Raw genomic sequence first — 22,164 nt, forward strand, 5'->3', positions numbered from 1 at the left:
AACTGACCTAGGGTGTGATTACGCTATCGACTGCGCCATTGGCGCACTAGGGAAGGGAATGATCTTCATCGAGACACGGATTTTCACGCAGGATCTCCACGCATTATTGAACGATGAAGAATACAGCGCTTTTCAGGTGTTTCTTGCCCGCAATCCATTGGCGGGGGATGTCATCCAGGGCACCGGCGGCCTGCGGAAAATCAGATGGTCGAGTCAGGACAAGGGTAAGCGTTCTGGCGTACGGGTGATTTATTACCACGTCACGCTCGCTTCTCAGATCCGACTGATCCTGATCTACCGTAAAGGCCTCAAGGATGATCTGGACGCGCACGAGCGCAAGGTCTTGAAAGAATTGAACAACGGGTGGGAATGATGGAGAAGGAACTGTTCAATCGTCTGGTCGAGAGCATGACCGAGATGGGCGAGATCGTCAGAGGCGAGCGTCAGCCCTCTCGCGAATTCCATGTCGATGCGCTCAAGGTCAAGGAAATCCGGCAAGCCACGGGCCTGTCGCAAGCGCGTTTCGCGCAAACCATTGATGTTGCGGTAGGCACGTTGCGCAATTGGGAGCAGGGGCGTCGAGAGCCTGAGGGGCCCGCCAAAGCGCTGTTGCGTGCCATCCATAATGATCCAGTCCATGTGTTGGCTGCCTTGAAACAATGAATCAGACCGTGGGTGTTTTCAGTTCACCTCAATCCCCAACCGCTTGAGCCGCGACGCCAAGGTCGTCGGCTTCACGCCCAGCAACTCCGCCGCGCCGCCTTTGCCAAACAACTTGCCTTTGGCGGCCTTGAGCGCCGCCTGCACGTTGTTCCTTTCCAGGTCGTGCATCTGCGATTCGGTGAGAAAGCCATCGCCCGGCAAGGAACTGCCCGATGAGGCATTGGCGGTTTTTGGCTCGTCGGGCAAATCCAGGTTCAAATCCGCGCCGGTTGAGGTGATCAGCCCGCGCTCGATCACGTTCTGCAATTCCCGAATGTTGCCCGGCCATGAATAGTTTTGCAGCCGCTCGATGTCACTGTTACGCAGTCGCCGCCCCGGCATGTTCAGGCGCTTGCCCACCTGTTTGAGAAAGTGCGCCGCCAATGGGGCGATGTCCATTGGCCGGTCGCGCAGGGCGGGGGACTGGATCGGAAAAACGTTGAGGCGAAAGTACAGGTCCTCACGAAAATGTTTGGCCCCGACTTCCTGCCGCAAATCGCGGTTGGTCGCGGCGATGATGCGCACGTCCACCTTGCGCGTACGCTCTTCGCCCACCCGCTCGAATTGCCCCTCCTGCAACACCCTCAGCAATTTGCTTTGCAGCTCCAGCGGGATTTCGCCGATCTCGTCGAGAAACAGCGTCCCGCCATCGGCCAGCTCGAAGCGTCCGACGCGATCCCTGACGGCGCCGGTGAACGCGCCGCGAATGTGGCCGAAGAATTCGCTCTCGAACAGTTCAGTGGGAATCGCCGCGCAGTTGACCCGAATCAGCGGGTGCGCGCTGCGACGGCTGGCCTGGTGAATGGCGCGGGCGATCAGCTCTTTGCCGGTGCCGGACTCACCGTTGATCAACACGCTGGCGTCGGTGGGCGCGACCACGTCGATCTGTTTGATGATTTTCAGGATCGGCGCGCTCTGGCCGACGATTTCTCGGAAGTTGTGCTCGATGTGAATCTCTTCCTGCAAATAGGCGTTCTGGTCTTCCAGGCGCTGTTTGAGCACCTTCAGTTCGTCCAGCGCGGTTTGCAGTTGGGATTCGGTGCTGCGCCGTTCGGTGATGTCGCGAAACACCACCACCGCGCCCGCAATGCGTCCATCGGCAATCACCGGGGTGCTGGTGAATTCCACCGGGAAGAAACTGCCGTCGCGGCGCCAGAACACTTCCTGACGACCTTCATGCACCACACCGTCGTGCACGGCCTTGTAGATGGGGCAATCTTCCACCGGGTAGTGGCTGCCATCTTCATGGCTATGGTGATGAATGCGGTGGATGTTCTTGCCGATCATGTCTTTCACTTCCCACCCCAGCATGCGCGCCCCGGCCGGGTTGACGAAGGTGGCCAGCCCCTCGCTGTCGATGGCGTAGATGCCGTCGCCCACCGAGCTGAGCAGCAGCTGATTGTCGCGCTCGGACTCCTGGAACAGGTTGAGGATGTTGCGCCACTCGATCAGCCCGCCACGCATGGTGCGCTCGGTGTGTGCCTGGTCTTGCTGGTATTTCTGCTGACTGGCTTCGCGCATCACCAGAATCAGTTGCGGACCGCCCTTGATCTGCAAGGTGGTGGCGGAAATTTCCAGCTCGATGCGCTCGCCGGTCTTGATGTTGCAGCTCAAGTCATCGGTCCAGCCGCGGCCCTTGTCCATGACCGCTTGAGTGAACACGATCAGGTCCGGCAGTTGATGACCGAACAGCTTGCTCACTGGCAACTCCAGCAACTCCTGACGCGGGTAGCCGAGCAGCTTGCAGGTGGCGATGTTGAGGTCGCCAAAATGGTCGGAGAACGGGTCGAGCAGCGCGATGGCTTCCGCACAATGCTCGAACACCATGTGCCGCGAGGAGTAGGCCAGGTCGGCCCAGCCAATCAGCGAGTCCGGTTCGTTCATGACTACGAAATCTCGTGGTTTATCGGTACGAATATTCGTAGTTCTACGGGAATGCGTAGTGCTCGCAAAGCATCAGACGGTCGCCAAAAAGCCGGATCAGATAATGATCTTCTGCGAAATCAACAGGTTAGGCTTTGAGTCAAAACAGTTTTTATTTCTGGCACGGCGTTCGCTCCTGTCCTTGCGTCACCCGGTGATCGATTCAGACCACCGAACACACCCTAGAACGGAGCGACGATATGCCAAGCGTAGACATCAACCACTATCAAGACGGCGACTTCCTGGTCAATTACGAAGAGAAGGTCTTCGAGGACGTCAAAGCCGAGCCGGGTGAGAAAGCCCTGCTGACCTTTCACACCATCGCGTTCGAAGGGTCGATCGGTCTGGTCAACATGCTTCAGGCCAAGCGCCTGCTGCGCAAGGGCTTCGAGACCAAAGTGCTGCTCTACGGACCGGGCGTGCAACTGGGTGTGCAGCGCGGCTTCCCGACCCTGGGCGCCGAAGCGTTTCCGGGCCATCTGGCCGTCAATAACCAGATTAAGGCGTTCATGGCTGAAGGCGGTGAGGTGTATGCCTGCCGCTTCGCTCTTCAGGCGCTGTACGGCCAGACCGAAAAGGCCCTGATCGAAGGCATCCGCCCGATCAACCCGTTGGACGTGATGGACCTGCGCCTGCTGATGCGCCGCGAGGGCGCGATGATCATCGATACCTGGACGGCGTAAGGCAGGTGTTCAACCCCGACCCTGCAGGCTAACGCATATCCATTGTGGGAGCCGGCTTGCTGGCGAAGGCGGTGGGTCAGTCACTGCTTGATTGCCTGACACTCCGCCTTCGCCAGCAAGCCGGCTCCCACAGCGATCGCGTCCGGCGACACATCGATGCACGCCCGGTGCCAACGATCAACGTACTATCAGGACACCCCGAAATGACCACCATCCGCGCCGCCGCCGTTCAGTTCAGCCCCGTGCTGTATTCCCGCGAAGCCACCGTCGCCAAGCTGTGCCGCACCTTGCTCGATCTGGGTCGCGAGGGGGTGCAATTTGCGGTTTTTCCGGAAACCGTGGTGCCGTACTACCCCTATTTTTCCTTCGTTCAGGCGCCGTTCGCCATGGGCAAGGAGCACCTGCAATTGCTGGAGCAATCCGTCGTCGTGCCATCCGATGTGACCCGGCAGATCAGCGAGGCTTGCCGTGAAGCGGGCATCGTCGCCTCCATCGGCGTCAACGAGCGCGAGGGTGGCACGATCTACAACGCGCAACTGCTGTTCGATGCTGACGGCACGCTGATCCAACACCGCCGCAAGATCACCCCGACCTACCACGAGCGCATGGTCTGGGGGCAGGGCGACGGGGCGGGCCTGCGCGCCGTCGACAGCGCGGTGGGCCGCATCGGCTCGTTGGCCTGCTGGGAGCATTACAACCCGCTAGCGCGCTACGCCTTGATGGCCGACGGCGAACAGATCCACGTGGCGATGTTCCCTGGCTCACTGGTGGGCGACATTTTCGCTGAACAGATCGAAGTCACCATTCGCCATCACGCCCTGGAATCAGGCTGCTTCGTGGTCAACGCCACCGCCTGGCTCGACGCCGATCAGCAAGGCCAGATCATGCAGGACACCGGCTGCGCGCTGGGGCCGATTTCCGGTGGCTGTTTCACCGCCATCGTCTCGCCGGAAGGCAAGTTACTGGGCGAGCCGCTGCGCAAGGGTGAGGGCTGGGTCATCGCCGATCTGGATTTGAAACTCATCGACAAACGCAAACGCATGATGGATTCGGTCGGCCATTACAGCCGCCCCGAATTGCTCAGCCTGCTGATCGACCGCACGCCCACCGCCACGCTGCATGAGCGCAGCGCACACCCGATGCTGCCGGTTCGTGAGGAGTTGACCCATGCAAACCAATGAGCTGCTTGCCGAACTGCAATGCCACGGCGTGCGCTGGCCCGCCGCGCAAAATGGCCTGTCGCGCAAGGGTGGGGCAGGTCCGTCGGATCACAAGGCGCTGACCGTGGGCGGTCGGACCATGATGGTGCCAATCCTCAATCAGGCCTCGCAAAGCTCGCCCTATCAGGCGCAACCCAGCGCCGATGGCAGTCTGGCGTTGATCTTTCGCGAAGGCCTGCAAGTCGGTCAGGTGAAGATGCCCGGGGTGCCGAATTTTTACAGCCGCAGCACCGCCGACGGCATCCCCTACTGGAAGATCGCCACGCTGCACAGCGCCGATGTGCTGGCGACCACGGTGTTGCAGCACTGCATTCGTTTCAATGATCGCAGCACGTCTTGCCAGTTCTGCGCCATTGGTCAGTCGCTGGCGGCGGGCAAGACCATCGCCCGCAAACGCCCGCAGCAACTGGCCGAAGTGGCGAAGGCAGCTGTGGAACTGGACGGCGTGAAGCACATGGTGATGACCACCGGCACCCCGCAGACCCCGGACCGGGGCGCGGCGATTCTGTGTGAATCAGCGGCGGCGGTGACCGCAGCGGTCGACCTGCCCATTCAGGCCCAATGCGAGCCACCGGATGACGACATCTGGTTTCAGCGTCTAGCCGACAGCGGCGTCGTTTCGTTGGGCATGCACCTGGAGGCGGTCACCGACGAGGTGCGCCAGCGCATCATGCCGGGCAAGGCCGAGGTGCCGTTGAGTCGCTATTTCGAGGCCTTCGAAGCGGCGGTCAAGGTGTTCGGTCGGGGGCAGGTGAGCACCTACATCCTCGCCGGGTTGGGCGACAGCGAACAGGCGATCACCGACATGAGCGAGCGCCTGAGTGCCATGGGTGTGTACCCGTTCGTGGTGCCGTTCGTGCCCATCGACGGCACGCCACTGGCCCATCACCCCAAACCCGACAGCGCCATGATGGCTCGGCTCTACCCGCAGATCGGTGCCAGCCTGCGCCGCCACGGGTTGCACTCGGAAAACATCAATGCGGGCTGTGCGAAATGCGGCGCGTGTTCCGCGTTGAAGAATCATGAGTGAGCCTTCTGGCTCACGGGAGACGGATCATGCAAAACCTGGCCTTTGCCCTCGTCGATAGCACCTTCGAGCCCTTTCGTGCCGGTGACCTGGTGGTCAAACCGGCCACGGAAAACTGGGAGAAGCAGGCGTACTTTGCCTTGCGCCGCGCGGTGTTCTCCGATGAGCAACACCTGCTGCCCCAGGACAAGGACAGCCATGACTTTCAGGCCATCGCCATTGTTGCGCTGGCGGGCAGTTGCGGGATGGCCGATCAGGTGGTGGGCGCCGTGCGCATCTACCAGCCGGAACCGGGCCTGTGGTTCGGCGGCCGTTTGTGCGTGGCTCAGGCGTACCGGCGTCACAGCATGATCGGCAAAGCACTGGTCAACGAAGCGGTGTCGCGGGCCAAAGACCTTGGCTGCGAAACCTTCCGTGCCACCGTGCAGGCGCCCAACGAAGCCTATTTCCATGGCCTGCACTGGCAAACCCTCGACCAACTGGAGCTATTGGGCCAACCGCACTGCTTGATGCAGGCGGATCTGGCGAGTTACCCGTTGATGCCCCGCCAAGTGTCGCTGCGCCCGTTGAAGGTGGCCCGTCATGGCTGATGTCATCGATCTGAATGCGCTGCTCGACACCCTGCGCAACACCCCGGCGATGCGGTCCAAACAGGCGATTCAGCAGCCCGCCAAGGTCATTGGCGCGATTGAAAAGCCGCTGACCCGGGCCGAACTCTACGCTTTGCCCGGTGACGACACGGCGGCGATTGCCTGTGGCGATCACTTCCAGTTGCTGGCCATCGAGGGCATGTTGCCCGGCTTCGTCAAAGCCGCCCCGTGGTTCGCAGGCTGGTCAGCGGTAATGGCCAATGTCAGCGACATCACCGCCATGGGCGGACGGGCGACGGCGGTGGTCAACGCCTATTGGCACCACGACGACGCGCAGGCGCAGGAAATCCTGTCCGGGATTCGCGCAGCCTGTGATGCCTACGGCCTGATGCTGGCGGGCGGGCACACCAGTCTGGCGGCGCAGAACCCGACCGCGCTGGCAGTGGCGATCACGGGTGTGGCAAGCCGTCTGCTGTCGACCCTGCACGTCAAACCGGGCCAGGTCATCGCCATGGCCGTTGACCTTGAAGGGTATTGGCATGCTGACACCGCCTACTGGAAAGCCTTCGAAGGCGTGCCCGCCGAACGTCTGCGCAGCAAGCTGGAGGTCCTGCCGCGTCTGGCCGAGGCGCAGTGGCTGCACGCGGCCAAAGACATCAGCAACGCCGGAGTGTTGGGCAGCCTGTTGATGCTGCTAGAAACCACCGGCTGTGGCGCCGACATCGATCTGCAACAGCTGCCGTGCCCCTCAGACGCCGATCTTTCGCGCTGGCTTCAGGTGTTCCCCAGCTACGGCTTCCTCATGACTCTGGACGAAGCCGACTGGCCCAACGTGCAGGCCGCGTTCGCCTTTGAAGGCCTGCGCTGCGAGCGCATCGGCCGGGTCACCGACAGCGCCGAACTCAGCGTTCAACATGGCCTGCAACGGCGCACCTTCTGGGATCTCAACGCGCAGCCCTTCACCGGATTCAGCTATTCCCATCTCGACCTTTCACCTTTGTCCGCACACAAGGAGCACTGACATGCCCGCCGTCAATTTCAGGATTCGCTGGCCCAACGGCAAAGAGGCCGCCTGCTACTCGCCCTCGACCGTGATCTATGAGCATTTACAGGAAGGTGCGAGTTACCCGCTGGCTGATTTCCTTCAGCGTGTGGAAGGCGGATTGAACAACGCCTCGGAGCGGGTGAAGCAGGTCAAAGGCTTCTACTGCAGCTCGGCGATGGACACCCTCGGCATGCTCAAGGGCCAGGCGCAGGTTCAGGAGGAGGGGGCGGTGGAAGTGCTCAGTATGCGCACCGAAGGCGGTGGCCGGGTGACCGGGGCCGGGTGGAGTTCTTTTTGATTCAACGCCGACACGACACTGATTCAAACATTGAAACGCGAACCCCCCTGTAGCAGTCCGGCTTGCCGGCGGCAGCGGCTTATCAGGTGTTGATGTATGGCTGACACACCGCCACCGCCGGCAAGCCGGGCTGCTACAGAAATCTATCTGCATGCACCACCGGAGACTTCGTCATGCCCAGCTCAATCACCCCCATCAAAACCCCGCACCACAGCGTCATCATCGTCGGCGGCGGGCAGGCCGGTCTGTCGGCCAGTCATTACCTGCAACAGCAGGGCGTCGACCATCTGGTGCTGGAAAAACACAGCGTCACCCACACTTGGCGCAACCAGCGTTGGGATGCGTTCAGTCTGGTCACGCCGAACTGGCAATGCGCATTGCCGGGTTATCGCTACAGCGAAGAGCATGGCGGCCAAGACCCTCACGGCTTCATGAAAAAGGACGAAATCAACGACTACCTCGCAGGCTTCGTCAAAGCCGTCAATGCCCCGGTGCGTGAGGGCGTGTCGGTCAAGCGCGTGGTGCCGCGCGCAGTGGGTGGTTTCGAGGTGCATACTTCCCAGGGCGATTTCACCGCCGATCAAGTGATCTGCGCCTCGGGTGGTTATCACACGCCGATCATTCCGCGTCTTGCCGAACGTCTGCCTGCCGGGATCACCCAGATTCATTCCGAGCAATACCGCAATCCCCAGGCGCTACCGCAAGGCAACGTGCTGGTGGTCGGCTCCGGGCAATCCGGTGCGCAGATCGCCGAAGACCTGCATCTGGCCGGGCGCAAGGTCTATCTGGCCGTGGGCGACGCGCCGCGCTGTGCCCGTTTTTATCGTGGCAAGGACGTGGTCGACTGGCTCGCCGAGATGGGCTACTACCAGATCGGCGTCGATACCCATCCGCTGCGTGAAGGGGTGCGGGATAACACCAACCATTACGTCACCGGGCGCGATGGCGGGCGCGACATCGATCTGCGCAAATTCGCGTTGGAGGGCATGGAGTTGTTCGGGCGTCTGGAGGGGCTTTCGGGCGATGTGCTGCAATTCTCTGGCAACCTGAGCGACAGCCTCGACAGCGCCGATGCGGTCTACAACCGGATCAACGGCTCTATCGACAAGTACATCGCCGAGCAGGGCATCGACGCGCCTGCGGGTGAACGCTATGAGCCTGTCTGGACGCCGACTCAAGAGCGCGGCGAGTTGAATCTGGCTGAGGCGGGCATCACCAGCATCATCTGGTGCATCGGCTTCACCCCGGATTTCAGTTGGGTCGATGCGCCGGTGTTCAACGGTCGTGGCCATCCGGGCCATGTGCGCGGGGTCACGACACAACCTGGCTTGTACTTTCTGGGCCTGCCGTGGCTGTACACCTGGGGATCGGGGCGTTTCTCGGGCGTGGCGCGGGATGCGGAATATGTGGTGGAGCATATTGTGGGGGCGTCGATGGCACGGAAATTGGCCATGCGGTAAACCCAGTTTCTGTAGCAGTCCGGCTTGCCGGCGGCAGCGACCTTACGGACGCCACCGCCGGCAAGCCGGACTGCTACGGACAAGAGCTACAGAGAGGTGAGGGGCGGCACCGCTCATCAGACAACCTCGCTCCTCACCCTTGACGATCAAATGTAACGGGACAATACTTCGCTCAGATTCATATAGATGACTAGATAACTACAACAGCGAAGCACCGACATGAACCGACTCTCCAGCGATGTCCGCCTGCCGCTTTATCAACGTTTGCGCGATCAATTGGCCGAACAGATCGCCAATAACCGTTGGCGTCCGGGCGAAGCCATTCCCACCGAAGCTGCGTTGTCCAGCGAGTATTGCCTGTCCACGGGCACCGTGCGCAAGGCCATCGACATGTTGGTCAGCGAGAACATTTTAGAGCGCCAACAGGGACGTGGGACCTTCATTCGCCGTCCGCAGTTCCAGTCTTCGCTGTTCCGTTTTTTCCGTTTTCAAAGCGTGTCCGGCGAGCGTCAGGTGCCGGAAAGCCGCATTTTGTCCATCGAGCCGGTCAGCGCGCCGTCCGCTGTCTCCCAGGCCTTGGGGCTGCCACTGGATGCGCCAGTGATTCGCCTGATTCGCCTGCGTCTGCTCGATGCCCAGCCGGTGCTCGCCGAAGAAATCTGGCTGCCGCAGGTGCAGTTCCAGACCTTGCTGGAAACCGATCTGAGCAAACAGGGCCCGCTGCTGTACCCGATCTATGAAGAGCTGTGTGGTCAGGTCGTGGCCTACGCCGAAGAAACCCTCACCGCCGAAGCCATCAGCGACGTGCATGCGCGCCTGCTGCAAGTGCCGGTGGGCAGCCCGGTGGTGGTGATCGAGCGCCTCGCCCGCAATTACGCCGGGCAGCCGCTGGAATGGCGCCGTTCGCGAGGGCATGCCAGCCATTTCCGGTACAGCGTGGATATTCGCTAGCTCGACACGATTTATCGCCCGCCGCTGATCCCCTGTGGGAGCGGCGGTATTCGCAAGAACAGATTCAGCCAAGCCCGCCAACCAGAGCAGGCCTCACAACAACTGCCGCACACACGTATAAGGACAAGAAGCATGTTCAATTGGTATCGCCAAGTCACTCCCAAGGAGCGCAAAACGTTCTGGGCCTGTTTCGGCGGATGGTCGCTGGATGCCCTTGAAGTCCAGATGTTCGGTCTGGCCATCCCGGCGCTGATCGCCGCCTTCGCGTTGAGCAAAAGCGACGCGGGCCTGATCAGTGGTGTGACGCTGGTCACCTCGGCACTGGGCGGCTGGCTCGGCGGTACGCTGTCGGACCGCTACGGTCGCGTGCGCACCCTGCAATGGATGATCCTCTGGTTCTCCGCGTTCACCTTCCTGTCGGCATTCGTCACCGGGTTTTACCCGCTGCTGATCGTCAAGGCGCTGCAAGGCTTCGGTATCGGTGGTGAATGGGCGGCCGGTGCGGTGTTGATGGCCGAGACCATTAACCCGAAATACCGCGGCAAGGTCATGGGCACCGTGCAGAGCGCCTGGGCCGTGGGCTGGGGGCTGGCGGTCGGTGTGTTCACCCTGATTTATTCGTTCGTGCCTGCCGATATCGCCTGGCGCGTGATGTTCCTGGTGGGGCTGTTGCCGTCGCTGCTGATCATCTGGGTGCGCCGTAACGTCGAGGAGCCGGACAGCTTCCAGCGTCTGCAAAAGAACAACGCCATCCCGCAGAGCTTCTTCAAATCCCTGGCCGGTATCTTCCGTCCGGAACTGCTGCGTGTGACTCTGCTCGGTGGCCTGCTGGGCCTCGGCGCCCACGGCGGTTACCACGCGGTCATGACCTGGCTGCCGACCTTCCTCAAAACCGAACGTAACCTGTCGGTGCTCAACTCCGGCGGCTACCTGGCAGTGATCATCTTCGCCTTTTGGTGTGGCTGTGTGGCCAGCGGTTTCATGATCGACCGCATTGGTCGTCGCATGAACATCGTGCTGTTCGCCCTGTGCTGCGTGATCACCGTGCAGTGCTACGTGTTCCTGCCGCTGACCAACACCCAGATGTTGTTCCTCGGTTTCCCGCTGGGTTTCTTCGCCGCCGGTATTCCGGCCAGCCTCGGTGCGTTGTTCAACGAACTGTACCCGGCTGACGTGCGCGGGGCAGGGGTGGGCTTCTGCTACAACTTCGGCCGCGTGCTGTCCTCGGTGTTCCCGTTCCTGGTGGGCCACATGAGCGAGTCGATGTCCCTCGGTTCGGCCATCGGCATCGATGCCGGTATTGCCTACGGCGTCGCGGTGATCGCTGCCCTGTGCCTGCCGGAAACCCGTGGTCGCAGCCTCGAAAGCAGCGCCTCGGCGGCGCAGAGCTCGACCTCGCGCAACGAGACCGCCAGCGCCTGATGTTTTTCCAGCGCGGCGGCCCCGGAGTCCAGGGCTTCCGCGCGTTTTTCTCGACAGATGAGTCCCATGTCCGACACTTTTCCCGCGTCGATCCTCGGTATCGACGGCCACGCACACGTATTCAGCAGGGAGCTGGATCTGACATCGGCACGACGCTATTCACCGGATTACGACGCCACCCTGGCGATGTATCAGCACAACCTGCAAAGCCACGGTTTGAGCCACGGCGTGCTGGTGCAGCCGAGCTTCCTCGGCACCGACAACAGCTACCTGCTCGACGCGTTGAAGCAGGCGCCGCAGCAGTTACGGGGTGTGGTGGTGGTCGAGCGTGACATCAGCCGCGCCGAGCTGGACGCGATGGATCGATCGGGCGTGGTCGGCATTCGTCTGAACCTGATGGGCAAGGCGCTGCCGGATTTTTCCGAGCCTGAATGGACAGTACTGTTCGGGCATATCGCTGAACTGGATTGGCATGTCGAGCTGCATCGCCATGTGGCCGACATCCCGACCCTGATTCGCGGCCTGATGCCGTTTGGCGTGAAGATCGTTATCGACCACTTCGGTCGCCCTGATGCGCGTCTGGGCCTCGATCAATCGGGCCTGCGCGAGATGCTGGAGCTGGGTCTGGGCGGTCAGGTGTGGGCGAAGGTCTCGGGCATTTATCGGCTGGAAGGCAGCGAGCAGGAAAACCTCGACTTCGCCTGTGACCTGTTGCCATTGCTGGTCGAAAGCTTCGGGCCGCAGCGTCTGGTGTGGGGCAGCGACTGGCCGCACACCCAGCATGAACAGCGAATCACCTATACATCGGTGGTCAAGCAGTTGCAGGCGTTGGGCTGCACGCCGCAAGTGATGCGCTCGCTGCTGATCGAATCGCCGCAGGTGCTGTTTGATTTTTCGGTGGTTGAGGCTTGAGATAAAACCTCTCGAACAACGCAAAAGCCCGTTGGAGCCGGCTTGCTGGCGAAGGCGGTGTGTCAGACATCGCTGCATTGACTGACCCCCCGCCTTCGCCAGCAAGCCGGCTTCCGCAAGGCTGATCAATTCATTCAACCGCCGGATTTCCACCCCCCACCCAACGCCACCGCCAACCCGACGCTGGCCTGCAACCGACTGGTGTCGACTTCCTGCAACCGCCGCTGCGCCTGCAACGCATTGGTCTGCGCCGTCACCACGTCCAGATAATTCACAGCACCCGCTTCATAGCTGCTGGTGGCCATGCGTTCGGCGCTTTGCGCGGCCTCCACGGCGGCTTGCTGGTCCTGAGATTCCTGCTGCAAGTCACGCAACTGGCCCAGGTTGTCTTCCACTTCACGCACGGCTTTGAGCACCTGACTGTGGTATTGCGCGGCGGCTTCTTCGAACTCGGCCTTGGCTTGACGCTCGTTGGCGCTGCGGCGGCCGCCGTCGAAGATCGGCAGGTTGACCAGCGGCCCCAGCGCCCAATAGCGGTTGGCCGCCGCCAGCAGGTTGCCGCTGCCTTGAGTCTGGCCGCCGAGCAGGCCGGTCAGGCTGAAATCGGGATACCACGCCGCTTTTGCCACGCCAATGTTGGCGTTGGCGGCGAACATGCGACGTTCGGCGGCGGCGACGTCGGGCCGCTGTTGCAGCAGACTGCCGGGCAGTGCCTGGGGAATGTCCGGCTGCTTCAAGGGTTCGGCGTCATGGACGAGAGCGAAATCGCTCGGCAGCACGCCCACCAGTTCGGCGATGGCATGCTCACTCAGGTTGCTCTGGGCCTTCACGTCGTCCAGTTGCGCCTGGGCTTCGGCCAGTTGGCTCTGGGCACGGGTCAGGTCCAGTTCCGAGGCGATCTTGCCTTCGTAGCGGTCGCGGGTCAGTTGCAGGGCCTGGGTGTAGTCGTCCAGCGAGGTTTGCAGAATCCGGCTCTGGGCATCCAATCCGCGCGCCTGCACATACAGCGTCGCCAGTTGCTTTTGCAGGCTCAGGCGCGCGACGGCCAGATCGTCTGCCGAGGCTTGGGCCTGTGCCTCTCCGGCGGCGACCTGGTTGCGAATCTTCCCCCACAGGTCCGGGTCGAAACTCAGGCTGAAACCGGCGGTGTCGCTGTTGTACACCGACGGTTGAGTGTCGCCGCGTAATGGCCTGCGATCCGACTGGCGCTGGCGCACCGGCGCGACACTGGCGTTGATCTGCGGGAACAGCCCGGCGTGCAACTGGCTGGCGTAGGCCACCGACGCATCGTAGTGGGCCAGCGCGGCGGCGAGATCGGGGTTGGCCTTAAGCAAGCGCTGTTGCAGGTCATTGAGCTGTTTGTCCTGAAGCACGCTCCACCATTGGCGTTGCAACTGATCAGCAGGTTTCGCCGGATGCCACGGCCCGGGGTCTTCCTTGAAGTGCTCAGGCATCGGCACGGCGGGCACCTTGTACGTTGGCGCCAGCGAGCAGCCTTGCAACGTCAGTGCGCCCGCCATGACCAGCGCGAGCGCCAAACCTTCAAGCCTTGGGCGCATGGGCACCTCCGGCATCGGCCAGTTGCACCGGATCGTTTTCACGCAGCGCATCGGGCGGGTTGTCGATCACCTTGTCCGCCGCTTGCAGGCCTTGATCAATCACCAACCGGTCGCCCAGATCCATGGCGATGTGGATGTTACGTAGGTGCACGTGACCGCTGCTGTCCATGGTTGCGACCTGCGTGCCCTTGGCCCGGAAAATCAGCGCGCTGGCCGGAATGCTCACACCGTGGCTGCCCGCCGCGACCGGCAAGGTGGCGTCGGCGTAATCGCCGGGGAGCAGGGCGCCATCGGGATTGTCGGCAACGAACTGTGCCAGCAGTGTGCCCGAGCGCGGATCGACTGCCGTGGAATCGCCCAGCAGCGTGGCTTTGTAGGATTGGCCCGCGTGCTCGGGTACGCTCAACTGCACCGACATGCCGGGATGAATGACGCTGGCGTAGTTCTGCGGAATCGGTACATAGAGCCGCAAACGATGGGTGTCGGCCATGCTAAACAACGGCGTGCCGCCGCCATCGTCGGCCTTGATCAACTGGCCGATGTCAGTGTTGCGCGCGGTGATGGTGCCGCTGAACGGTGCGCGAATGGTCTTGTACGCAGCCAGATCGGTCAGGCGCTGATAGTCCGCTTCGGCGGCCTGCACATTCGCCTTCGCCGCAGTGGCGGCGGCGACTTTTTCGTCCACTTCCTGCTGTGACACCGAGTGCGTGGCGAGCAGGTGTTGCCAGCGCTCGGCGGTGGTCTGGGCGATGCGCGCGTTGGCCTGTTGCTGGGCCAGATGAGCGCGGGTCTGCGCCAGTTGCTGGTCCAGTTCCGGGCTGTCGATGTGGGCCAGGACCTGGCCGGCCTTTACCTGTGTACCGATATCCGCAGTCCAGTCTTTCAGGTAGCCGCTGACCCGGGCGTTGATCGATGCCTTGCTCCAGGCGTCGAGACGGGCGGGCAGTTGCAACGTATCGCCTTGGGCATTCTGTGATGGCGAGACCACGGTGACGACCGGCACGGACTGGCTTTCGGTCCAGGCCGCGACGTCGTGGCTATGACGGGTGCGTGCCGCCAGACCGTTGGCGACCAGCAGCGCCGCCAGGGTCAGGCCGCCGACGCCGGTCAGCATCAGGCGTTTGCGCGAAGGGGTGTTTTCAGACGACATGGGGTGTTTCTCCATCCATTGCACGTGTGGCGGCAGCTTGAGGTTTCGAATGACGGTGCACGAGGCTGAACACGACTGGCACGAACAGCAGGGTGGCGGTGGTGGCGAAAATCAGCCCACCGATCACCGCACGGCCCAGCGGCGCGTTTTGTTCTTGAGAGAGGGCCAGCGGCAGCATGCCGATGATCATCGCCAACGCGGTCATGCACACCGGACGGAAGCGCGTATAGCCGCCTTCCAGTGCCGCGAGCAGAGCGTCGCCGTGTTCGGCCAGACGCTCCCGGCAGAAGCTCACCACCAGAATCGAGTTGGCGGTGGCCACCCCCATGCACAGGATCGCGCCGGTCAGCGCAGGCACCGACAATGAGGTGCCACTGAGGAACAGCATCCAGACAATCCCGGCCAGGGCGGCGGGCAGGGCGGTGATGATCACGAACGGATCGATCCACGACTGGAAGTTGATCACGATCAGCAGGTAAATCAGCACCACGGCGCCGAGCAGGCCGAAGCTCAGGCCGCTGAAGGCTTCGTGCAACGCATCGATCTGGCCGTGCAGGCTGATCACCGCGCCTTTGGGACGCAAGTGGGCCATGCCGTCGATGACCTTTTGCACGTCCCTGGCCACACCGCCGAGGTCGCGGCCCTGCACGTTGGCGAACAGGTCCAGGGTCGGCTGGATGTTGTAGTGCGTGACCACGGCCGGGCTGTCGACCCGCTTGATGGTCGCCAGGCCGCCGAGGATCTGCGACTGGCCATCGCTGCCGGTGATCGGCAGGGCTTCCAGCGTCGGCAGGCTGTCGAGACGGTATTGCGGGGTCGCTGCGACCACCGAATACGACACGCCGTTTTTCGGGTTCAGCCAGTAGGTCGGCGCCACTTGCGAAGTCCCGGCGAGCGAGGCGCCGAGGCTGGTGGTCACGTCTTTTTCGGTGATGCCCAGTTGTTTGGCGCGCAGGCGATCGACGTTCACTTGCAACGACGGGTAACCAGTGGACTGCTGAATGCGCAGGTCGGTGATCCCGGCAACGTGTTGCAGACGGCGCTGCAATTCCAGCGCGTAAGCGCGGTTGGCGGCATCGTCGTGGCCGGAAATCTTCACGTCCAGCGGCGCCGGGTTGCCGAAGTTGAGGATCTGGCTGCTGATGTCCGCAGGCAGGAACGCGAACTGACTGCCGGGGAAGCTTTGCGGCAGGGCTTCGCGCAGGCGTTTGACGTAATCGGCGGTGGGCGCGTGGCTTTCTTTGAGCGTCACCTGAATGTCGCCATCCTGTGGGCCAACGGTGCCGCTGCTGCTGTAGGCCATGTCGATGCCACTGAGCGGGATGCCAATGTTGTCAATCACCGTGTCCAGTTCATTGGCCGGGATGATCTCGCGGATGCGTTGCTCGATGCGGTCGAACGCGGCGGCGCTTTCCTCGATGCGTGTGCCCAGCGGTAGACGCACGTGCATCGACAGGGCGCCAGCGTCGGTGGCCGGGAAGAAGTCTTCGCCCAGGCTCGGCAGCAGCGCGAAGCTGGCCAATACGCAGGCGAGGAAGCCCAGCAGGAAGGCTTTACGGCGTTTCAGCGCCAGCCCCAGCAGCCCGTGATACACGTCGCGAATGGCCGAGAAGCGTTTTTCGAAACCCTGTTGGAAACTCAACGCCGCGCGCAGGATTGGATTGCGCTGGCGATCATGCTGATCGCCTTCATGGTGGTTGATGAAGGCGTCTTCCGGGTGATGGCCGGGGCCGCTTTCCAGGCCGTGGGGTTTGAGCAGAAACATCGCCAGCGTTGGCACCAAGGTGCGCGACAGCAGGAACGAGCTGCCCATGGCGAAGATCACCGCCAGCGCCATCGGCCGGAACAGGTAACCGGCGATGCCTTGCAGCATGAACATCGGCACGAAAACGATGCAGATACACAGCAGCGAGACGAACGCCGGGCCGACGATTTGCCGCGCACCGTCCATGATCGCGTCCTTCACTACCTTGCCTTGTTCCAGGTGCCAGTTGATGTTCTCGATGGTCACCGTGGCGTCGTCCACCAGAATCCCCACCGCCAGCGCCAGCCCGCCGAGGGTCATGACGTTAAGCGTCTGGCCGGTGAGCGCAAGCAGGGCAATCGCTGACAGCACTGCCAGCGGAATCGAGGCGGCGATGATCAACGTCGAGCGCCAACTGCCGAGGAACAGCAGGATCATCACGCTGGTCAGCAGGGCTGCGATGATGCCTTCCCGCGCCACGCTGCCCACGGATTCCTTGACGAACACCGAGGCATCGCCCAGCAGCGAGGTTTTAAGCTCCGGCGGCAGGGTTTCGTTGATCAGCGGCAGCATGTTGCGGATGTCATCGACGATCGACAGGGTGGAAATGTTGCCGTTCTTCAGGGCAGGCATCAGCACCGCACGACGCCCATCGACCCGCACGATGTTGGTCTGCGGCGGCGAGCCGTCGCGCACGTGCGCCACCTGGCCGATGGTGATCAGCGCGCCGTCGACGTTCTTGATCGGCAGGTCATTGAGCTCGTCGATGGCCTGCGGGCTGTTGTTCAGCAGCACCGTGTATTCGTCGGTGCCCATTTTGGCGGTGCCCACCGGGATGATCTGGTTGCCCGCCGCCAGCGCGTTGCCGACATCTTGCGCGGACAGGCCCTTCGCGGCCAGCGCCTGCGGGTCAAGGTCGAGGGTAATTTGGCGCTGCTTGCCGCCCATCGGCGTCGGCATGGCCAGGCCCGGTACCGCGCTCAAAGGCAGGCGAATGCTGTTTTGCACCAGGTCGCGAATCCGCGCTTCCGACAGGGTCGGGCTGGAGAAGGCCATTTGCAGGATCGGCACGGTCGAGGCGCTGTAGTTGAGGATCAACGGTGGGGTGATCCCGGCGGGCATCTGTTTCAGCACGGTTTGTGACACCGCCGTCACTTGGGCGTTGGCGGTGCGGATGTCGACACCGGGCTGAAAGAAGATCTTGACGATGCCCATGCCGGGCAGCGATTGCGACTCGATGTGCTCGATGTCGTTGACCGTCGTGCTGAGCGAGCGCTCATAGGTGTAGATCACACGCCCGGCCATGGCGTCCGGTGACAGCCCGGCGTACTGCCAGACCACTGCTACCACGGGAATGCCGATGTCCGGAAACACGTCGGTGGGCGTCTTGAGCGCCGCCAATGGCCCGACGATACAGATGAAAATCGCCAACACGATGAACGTATATGGTTTGAGCAATGCAGTCTTGACCAGCCCGAGCATGCCGACAGCCTCCTATTTCGAATGAGAGGCAGTCTTGGGGCCGGGACATAACAGGCAGCTTTCACCTAAATGAACAAATCGTTAGTGAGGTGCACAAGGAGCTTTCATGGGGGATTCATTTGTTGTTCACCTGGGGCGGGCGCACGCTGAATCCATCGAAAACCACCCTGCATAACGGGGATCTTTTCAACTCGCTGAGGATCGTGTCATGAACGCCAAATCGTTATTGCTGGTACCCATGTTGGGGGTAGTCGCCGTGTTGTCGGCCTGCGCAGGCCCGATGCCCAAAGCCGACCCCGCCGAAGCGTGGATCGGCTTGCAAGAAGAGCCGTCCGGGGTGTTGATGGCCGAAGACGTGGACGGTCACCGCCTGAATGACGGCCGTTATTTCGACGTCAAACCTGGCGCTCATAAACTCGATGTCGATCTGATCGTCGAAGGCAGCGGTGATGATGGGCAGATGAACTGTGAGGCGGGCATCAAGTTCAACCAGTTCAAGGCGGGCGAGCATTACAAATTGGTGGAATCGAGCCTGGGCGAAGAGTACAGCGTGAAACTTGAGGACTCTCAGGGCCATCAGTTGGGCCACAGCAAGGATTTCACCTGCATGCCCGGTTGAACCGAACCTCCCTTCATCAACGTCTTCTGTTGAAGCCCACGGTTGAAAGACCGTGGTTTTTTTTTGTGTCAAACGCTTGCGGTGGCCGTTGCTGGCGCTTCACACCAGATCGCGGGCAAACCACGCTCCTGCGTTCGTTGGGCAGAATCGACAGCCTGCGACTCACCCCAGCGCCAACACCTGCCGACACTCCAGCACCAGGCTCGCGCCGCCAGAAGGGCTGTTACCGATGCGCAGCTTGAACCCGTGCAGGTTGACGATGGCCGCAACGATCGACAATCCCAGGCCGAAACCGCTTTGCTGGTTGCCGGTTTCGCTGCGATAGAACCGTTTGAACACCGCTTCGCGCTCGGCGTCTGGGATGCCGGGACCGGTGTCCTGCACTTCCAGGAACGTGGTGTCGCCCTCGGCGCGGGCGATCATCAGGACCTGGCCGCCCGGCGGGGTGAATTTGATCGAATTGCTCAACAGGTTCGACAGTGCTTCGAACAGCAGCGCCCGGTCGCCCACCAGTGGCGGAAGGTCATCCGCGACCTTCAACTGCATCGAAACACCGCCTTCCTCGGCCAATGGCAAATAGAAGTCGTGAAGCTCTTGCAGCAAGGGCTTTGGATCAAGCTGGCCAAAAGCAGAGCGCCGTTGATGGTCTTCCAGTTCGGAAATCCGCAACAGCCCACGAAAGCGCGCCATTAATGTGTCAGCGTCGGCAATGACCTGTGCCATCTGCTCCCCTTGCGGCGAGTCCTCCGGCGATTGCTGCTGAATGCGGTACAGCTGCGCGCGCAGGCGGGTCAGGGGTGTGCGCAGGTCATGGGCGATATTGTCACAGACGCCTTTGACCTCATTCATCAGCCGTTCGATGCGGTCGAGCATGGCGTTGACGATGTCCGCCAGCATGTCGATTTCGTCCCGACGGTCCGACACCGGCAGGCGCTTGGTCAGATCGCCGGTCACGATGGCTTCGGCGCTGGCCTGAATCGCACCGATGCGCTGCAACGGGCGACGACGTAGCAAGTGCCAGCCGAAGGCGCCGGGAATGATGGTCAGCGAGATGCCCCACAACAGCGCGCGCAGGATCAGGGTGGTCACTGCGAACAGCGAGCCATTGTCGCGCACCAGGATCAGCCAGCGGTTATCGAGGGTATGAATGGCCACCGCGTCGCAACTGGCGCGAGGCAGACTGGGATCGTCGGTGTCGATGCAGGTGTCCAGTTCCTGAATTTCCCCGGTCAGCTTCATGCCGTCCGGGATCTCGCGCACCGGCCCGCTGATGGGCTTGAGGTCCTTGTCGAACAGGCCGTAGGCATCGACCGAACGGATGTCGAACTTGTCGCTGGTGCGCAGGGCGTCATCCAGTTGCGCGCCTTCGAAGCGCGAAAACAACTGTTGGCGCTGCATCAGCGAGTGGCGGGCGAGGGTGTTGAGGTAACTGGTGACTTCCCAATACAGCACCCCCAACAGAATGCTGCTCCAGGCAACGAACAAGAAACTGTAGAGCGCCAGCAGACGGCTGCTGGAGGAGCGCCAGCCCTTAGACGGGTTCGGCAATGACATAACCTGAGCCTCGAACGGTACGTATCAGCGGCGTCAGGGTAGGGGGATCGATTTTCTTGCGCAAGCGGCCGATGTGCACGTCGATGAGGTTGGTGCCGGGGTCGAAGTGATAGCCCCAGACTTCCTCGAAAATCATCATGCGGGTGATGATCTGCCCGCTGTTGCGCATCAGGAATTCCAGCAATTTGTATTCGGTGGGCAGCAGATTGAGTGGCTGACCGGCACGGCTGGCTTCGCGGGTGATGAGGTTCAGTTCCAGGTCACTGACCTTGAGCATGGTTTCCGCCTGGGTGACAGGGTTGCTGCGGCGGAGCAGGACTTCGACCCGCGCGGCCATTTCGTCGGACGCAAAGGGTTTGGACAGATAATCGTCGCCACCTGCGCGCAGGCCGCGAACGCGTTCGTCGACATCGGACAGGGCGCTGATCATCAGGATCGGCGTGGCAATGCCCAGCGCGCGCATGGTGGTGACAATCGCCAGACCGTCGACTTCCGGCAGCATGCGGTCCAGGGTGATCAGGTCGTAATCGCCACTGACGGCGCGTACCAGGCCTTCGCGGCCATTGTCGACCCAATCGACGGAAAGGCCATGACTGCTTAACTCGGCGACGATTTCCTTGGCGGTGACGGCATCGTCTTCGATTGTCAGAATTCGGGTCATTGGATTACCTGAACCATGTTGCGGCGGGAGACTTTATTCTGCCTTTAAATTTAGCCGGAATTTCTTAAAAATAATTTAAGTACACCCGTCTGCTTTGATTCGTGCACACGGTTGTGGCCCCCGTGGGGTTTGCTTCGCCGCTGGAACCGACTCATGCACGAATCTCCTGTGGGCGCGAATTCATTCGCGATTGGCAGGCATTTCAGACGCATTTCTGTCAGGTATACGATTTTTCGCGAATGAATTCGCTCCCACAGCAGGTGTACGTGTATCGCCTGATTTCTTCGGCACCCCGCTCTCACTGCGAATCTGCGCATGACTGATCAGCGCGAAGATAAAGCTGCCGCCGATGATGTTCCCCGCCAGCGTCGGCCCGGCAAACACCTGCCAGAACTCGCGCCAGGTCAGTTCCCCGGCGAACACCAGATAAGAGACCTCGGCCGATCCGACGACGATGTGGGTGAAGTCCCCCAAGGCCATCAGGTAGGTGATCATCAGGATGATCCACATTTTCGCGTTTTCCATGGACGGGATCATCCACACCATGGTCGCGATCATCCAGCCGGAGACGATGCCCTTGGCGAACATCTGGGTGGTGTCGTTTTCCATGACCTTGCGGCCAATTTCCAGAAAAGCTGCGTCGGTTTTTGTGTCAAAAATCGGCAGCTCCAGCATCACGTAGGCCACTAGGAGCGTGCCGCACAGGTTACCGACCAGCACCGTGGTCCACAGCCGCAGCAGGCGACCGAAGTTGTTCAGGGTCGGTTTGGTCATCACCGGCAAAACAGCGGTCAGGGTGTTTTCGGTGAACAGTTGCTGGCGGGCCAGAATCACGGCGAGAAAGCCCGCGCTGTAGCCGACGCTGGCAATCACCTTGAACGCTTCGCCATCGGGCAGTCGGGAGTTGAGCAACCCCATGGCCATCAGCGACAGGCCCATGGTCAACCCGGCGGCCAGCGCCGACCAGAACAGCGCCGCCACGTTGCGCTCCAGCTCCTGATCGCCCTGCATGCGAATGGTCTCGTGCAACACCGCAGCGCGAGGGGGCTGGTTTTCGTCGATGTCGCGCTCTTCTTCGGGGGTGAGGCCGGGGGTCTTGCCGTCTTCGTGTTCGATGCTCATGGCGGGATCTCGCGCAGTGTCGTGCTGATGCTTGAGACAC

General features: G+C 61.7%; 20 protein-coding genes. 13 read left to right on the forward strand and 7 right to left on the reverse strand.

The features are described from left to right. Nucleotides 1-58: 58 nt before the first annotated feature. A complete protein-coding gene (locus ACI5GA_RS27090) occupies nucleotides 59-373 on the forward strand; it encodes a hypothetical protein (RefSeq protein ID WP_421425059.1) in 315 nt (104 codons plus the stop codon). Next, nucleotides 373-663: a helix-turn-helix domain-containing protein gene (locus tag ACI5GA_RS27095; protein ID WP_421425548.1), complete on the forward strand. Its 291-nt coding sequence runs from the start codon at nucleotides 373-375 to the stop codon at nucleotides 661-663. Before ACI5GA_RS27090 ends, ACI5GA_RS27095 begins: the two co-directional genes overlap by 1 nt. 18 nt (nucleotides 664-681) lie before the next feature. Here the strand turns inward: ACI5GA_RS27095 and ACI5GA_RS27100 are convergent, their stop codons facing one another. After that, nucleotides 682-2,586, reverse strand: a complete 1,905-nt coding sequence (locus ACI5GA_RS27100; RefSeq protein WP_421425060.1) for a sigma 54-interacting transcriptional regulator — start codon at nucleotides 2,584-2,586, stop codon at nucleotides 682-684. Nucleotides 2,587-2,825: 239 nt separating this feature from the next. On the opposite strand from ACI5GA_RS27100, the gene ACI5GA_RS27105 reads away from it, so the two are divergent. From ACI5GA_RS27105 to ACI5GA_RS27150, 10 genes are all read left to right on the forward strand, one after another. Then, the gene (locus ACI5GA_RS27105; RefSeq protein ID WP_062387355.1) at nucleotides 2,826-3,308 is read left to right on the forward strand and encodes an MSMEG_0572/Sll0783 family nitrogen starvation response protein; all 483 of its coding nucleotides are present in this window, start codon (nucleotides 2,826-2,828) and stop codon (nucleotides 3,306-3,308) included. Between the two features lie 203 nt (nucleotides 3,309-3,511). After that, a complete protein-coding gene (locus ACI5GA_RS27110; RefSeq protein ID WP_404634679.1) occupies nucleotides 3,512-4,489 on the forward strand; it encodes a Nit6803 family nitrilase in 978 nt (325 codons plus the stop codon). Then, nucleotides 4,476-5,558, forward strand: a complete 1,083-nt coding sequence (locus ACI5GA_RS27115) for an MSMEG_0568 family radical SAM protein (protein WP_404634681.1) — start codon at nucleotides 4,476-4,478, stop codon at nucleotides 5,556-5,558. Before ACI5GA_RS27110 ends, ACI5GA_RS27115 begins: the two co-directional genes overlap by 14 nt. A 26-nt stretch (nucleotides 5,559-5,584) precedes the next feature. After that, on the forward strand, nucleotides 5,585-6,145 hold the full coding sequence (locus ACI5GA_RS27120; RefSeq protein WP_404634683.1) for an MSMEG_0567/Sll0786 family nitrogen starvation N-acetyltransferase: 561 nt from the start codon (nucleotides 5,585-5,587) through the stop codon (nucleotides 6,143-6,145). Next, a complete protein-coding gene (locus tag ACI5GA_RS27125; RefSeq protein WP_404634685.1) occupies nucleotides 6,138-7,166 on the forward strand; it encodes a sll0787 family AIR synthase-like protein in 1,029 nt (342 codons plus the stop codon). The genes ACI5GA_RS27120 and ACI5GA_RS27125 overlap by 8 nt, the downstream gene beginning before the upstream one ends. Before the next feature lies 1 nt (nucleotide 7,167). Next, entirely contained in the window at nucleotides 7,168-7,488 is a 321-nt protein-coding gene (locus tag ACI5GA_RS27130; protein ID WP_404634687.1) for an MSMEG_0570 family nitrogen starvation response protein, read from the forward strand. A gap of 173 nt (nucleotides 7,489-7,661) precedes the next feature. After that, nucleotides 7,662-8,948: an MSMEG_0569 family flavin-dependent oxidoreductase gene (locus tag ACI5GA_RS27135; protein ID WP_404634689.1), complete on the forward strand. Its 1,287-nt coding sequence runs from the start codon at nucleotides 7,662-7,664 to the stop codon at nucleotides 8,946-8,948. Between the two features lie 219 nt (nucleotides 8,949-9,167). Continuing rightward, nucleotides 9,168-9,899, forward strand: coding sequence for a GntR family transcriptional regulator (locus tag ACI5GA_RS27140; RefSeq protein ID WP_404634691.1), 732 nt, complete (start codon nucleotides 9,168-9,170; stop codon nucleotides 9,897-9,899). Nucleotides 9,900-10,031: 132 nt separating this feature from the next. Beyond that, nucleotides 10,032-11,321 carry an MFS transporter gene (locus ACI5GA_RS27145; RefSeq protein ID WP_404634693.1) on the forward strand — a complete coding sequence of 430 codons (1,290 nt, stop codon included), beginning with the start codon at nucleotides 10,032-10,034 and terminating at the stop codon, nucleotides 11,319-11,321. A 66-nt stretch (nucleotides 11,322-11,387) separates the two neighbouring features. Further along, nucleotides 11,388-12,233 carry an amidohydrolase family protein gene (locus tag ACI5GA_RS27150; RefSeq protein ID WP_421425063.1) on the forward strand — a complete coding sequence of 282 codons (846 nt, stop codon included), beginning with the start codon at nucleotides 11,388-11,390 and terminating at the stop codon, nucleotides 12,231-12,233. Between the two features lie 134 nt (nucleotides 12,234-12,367). Here the strand turns inward: ACI5GA_RS27150 and ACI5GA_RS27155 are convergent, their stop codons facing one another. From ACI5GA_RS27155 to ACI5GA_RS27165, 3 genes are read right to left on the reverse strand one after another with little or no spacing between them, the layout of a single operon-like run. Further along, the gene (locus ACI5GA_RS27155; protein ID WP_421425064.1) at nucleotides 12,368-13,792 is read right to left on the reverse strand and encodes an efflux transporter outer membrane subunit; all 1,425 of its coding nucleotides are present in this window, start codon (nucleotides 13,790-13,792) and stop codon (nucleotides 12,368-12,370) included. Then, on the reverse strand, nucleotides 13,776-14,942 hold the full coding sequence (locus tag ACI5GA_RS27160) for an efflux RND transporter periplasmic adaptor subunit (protein ID WP_421425065.1): 1,167 nt from the start codon (nucleotides 14,940-14,942) through the stop codon (nucleotides 13,776-13,778). The genes ACI5GA_RS27155 and ACI5GA_RS27160 overlap by 17 nt, the downstream gene beginning before the upstream one ends. Next, nucleotides 14,932-18,168 (reverse strand): efflux RND transporter permease subunit, encoded by a 3,237-nt coding sequence (locus ACI5GA_RS27165; RefSeq protein ID WP_421425066.1) that lies wholly within the window; start codon nucleotides 18,166-18,168, stop codon nucleotides 14,932-14,934. The genes ACI5GA_RS27160 and ACI5GA_RS27165 overlap by 11 nt, the downstream gene beginning before the upstream one ends. Before the next feature lie 208 nt (nucleotides 18,169-18,376). Between ACI5GA_RS27165 and ACI5GA_RS27170 the strand changes: the two genes are divergently transcribed. Continuing rightward, nucleotides 18,377-18,787: a hypothetical protein gene (locus tag ACI5GA_RS27170; protein WP_404634703.1), complete on the forward strand. Its 411-nt coding sequence runs from the start codon at nucleotides 18,377-18,379 to the stop codon at nucleotides 18,785-18,787. Nucleotides 18,788-18,949: 162 nt separating this feature from the next. On the opposite strand, the gene ACI5GA_RS27175 is transcribed toward ACI5GA_RS27170, so the two are convergent. From ACI5GA_RS27175 to ACI5GA_RS27185, 3 genes are all read right to left on the reverse strand, one after another. Continuing rightward, complete coding sequence (locus tag ACI5GA_RS27175) at nucleotides 18,950-20,341, reverse strand: sensor histidine kinase (RefSeq protein ID WP_404634705.1); 1,392 nt, start codon at nucleotides 20,339-20,341, stop codon at nucleotides 18,950-18,952. After that, a complete protein-coding gene (locus ACI5GA_RS27180; RefSeq protein WP_404634707.1) occupies nucleotides 20,319-21,002 on the reverse strand; it encodes a response regulator transcription factor in 684 nt (227 codons plus the stop codon). The genes ACI5GA_RS27175 and ACI5GA_RS27180 overlap by 23 nt, the downstream gene beginning before the upstream one ends. Nucleotides 21,003-21,182: 180 nt before the next feature. Beyond that, nucleotides 21,183-22,124 carry a formate/nitrite transporter family protein gene (locus ACI5GA_RS27185; RefSeq protein ID WP_404634709.1) on the reverse strand — a complete coding sequence of 314 codons (942 nt, stop codon included), beginning with the start codon at nucleotides 22,122-22,124 and terminating at the stop codon, nucleotides 21,183-21,185. Nucleotides 22,125-22,164: the final 40 nt, after the last annotated feature.

The sequence above is a fragment of the Pseudomonas sp. Pseu.R1 genome (genome assembly GCF_045764065.1).
Lineage (GTDB): Bacteria > Pseudomonadota > Gammaproteobacteria > Pseudomonadales > Pseudomonadaceae > Aquipseudomonas.

What these genes read in the sequence shown, in the direction of transcription:
- ACI5GA_RS27140 (WP_404634691.1), top strand. Translation starts at nt 9,168, where the DNA reads ATGAACCGACTCTCCAGCGATGTCCGCCTGCCGCTTTATCAACGTTTG.
- ACI5GA_RS27110 (WP_404634679.1), top strand. Translation starts at nt 3,512, where the DNA reads ATGACCACCATCCGCGCCGCCGCCGTTCAGTTCAGCCCCGTGCTGTAT.
- ACI5GA_RS27175 (WP_404634705.1), bottom strand. Translation starts at nt 20,341, where the DNA reads ATGTCATTGCCGAACCCGTCTAAGGGCTGGCGCTCCTCCAGCAGCCGT.
- ACI5GA_RS27150 (WP_421425063.1), top strand. Translation starts at nt 11,388, where the DNA reads ATGTCCGACACTTTTCCCGCGTCGATCCTCGGTATCGACGGCCACGCA.
- ACI5GA_RS27100 (WP_421425060.1), bottom strand. Translation starts at nt 2,586, where the DNA reads ATGAACGAACCGGACTCGCTGATTGGCTGGGCCGACCTGGCCTACTCC.
- ACI5GA_RS27185 (WP_404634709.1), bottom strand. Translation starts at nt 22,124, where the DNA reads ATGAGCATCGAACACGAAGACGGCAAGACCCCCGGCCTCACCCCCGAA.
- ACI5GA_RS27120 (WP_404634683.1), top strand. Translation starts at nt 5,585, where the DNA reads ATGCAAAACCTGGCCTTTGCCCTCGTCGATAGCACCTTCGAGCCCTTT.
- ACI5GA_RS27090 (WP_421425059.1), top strand. Translation starts at nt 59, where the DNA reads ATGATCTTCATCGAGACACGGATTTTCACGCAGGATCTCCACGCATTA.
- ACI5GA_RS27115 (WP_404634681.1), top strand. Translation starts at nt 4,476, where the DNA reads ATGCAAACCAATGAGCTGCTTGCCGAACTGCAATGCCACGGCGTGCGC.
- ACI5GA_RS27180 (WP_404634707.1), bottom strand. Translation starts at nt 21,002, where the DNA reads ATGACCCGAATTCTGACAATCGAAGACGATGCCGTCACCGCCAAGGAA.
- ACI5GA_RS27155 (WP_421425064.1), bottom strand. Translation starts at nt 13,792, where the DNA reads ATGCGCCCAAGGCTTGAAGGTTTGGCGCTCGCGCTGGTCATGGCGGGC.
- ACI5GA_RS27125 (WP_404634685.1), top strand. Translation starts at nt 6,138, where the DNA reads ATGGCTGATGTCATCGATCTGAATGCGCTGCTCGACACCCTGCGCAAC.
- ACI5GA_RS27095 (WP_421425548.1), top strand. Translation starts at nt 373, where the DNA reads ATGGAGAAGGAACTGTTCAATCGTCTGGTCGAGAGCATGACCGAGATG.
- ACI5GA_RS27105 (WP_062387355.1), top strand. Translation starts at nt 2,826, where the DNA reads ATGCCAAGCGTAGACATCAACCACTATCAAGACGGCGACTTCCTGGTC.
- ACI5GA_RS27135 (WP_404634689.1), top strand. Translation starts at nt 7,662, where the DNA reads ATGCCCAGCTCAATCACCCCCATCAAAACCCCGCACCACAGCGTCATC.
- ACI5GA_RS27145 (WP_404634693.1), top strand. Translation starts at nt 10,032, where the DNA reads ATGTTCAATTGGTATCGCCAAGTCACTCCCAAGGAGCGCAAAACGTTC.
- ACI5GA_RS27160 (WP_421425065.1), bottom strand. Translation starts at nt 14,942, where the DNA reads ATGTCGTCTGAAAACACCCCTTCGCGCAAACGCCTGATGCTGACCGGC.
- ACI5GA_RS27170 (WP_404634703.1), top strand. Translation starts at nt 18,377, where the DNA reads ATGAACGCCAAATCGTTATTGCTGGTACCCATGTTGGGGGTAGTCGCC.
- ACI5GA_RS27165 (WP_421425066.1), bottom strand. Translation starts at nt 18,168, where the DNA reads ATGCTCGGGCTGGTCAAGACTGCATTGCTCAAACCATATACGTTCATC.
- ACI5GA_RS27130 (WP_404634687.1), top strand. Translation starts at nt 7,168, where the DNA reads ATGCCCGCCGTCAATTTCAGGATTCGCTGGCCCAACGGCAAAGAGGCC.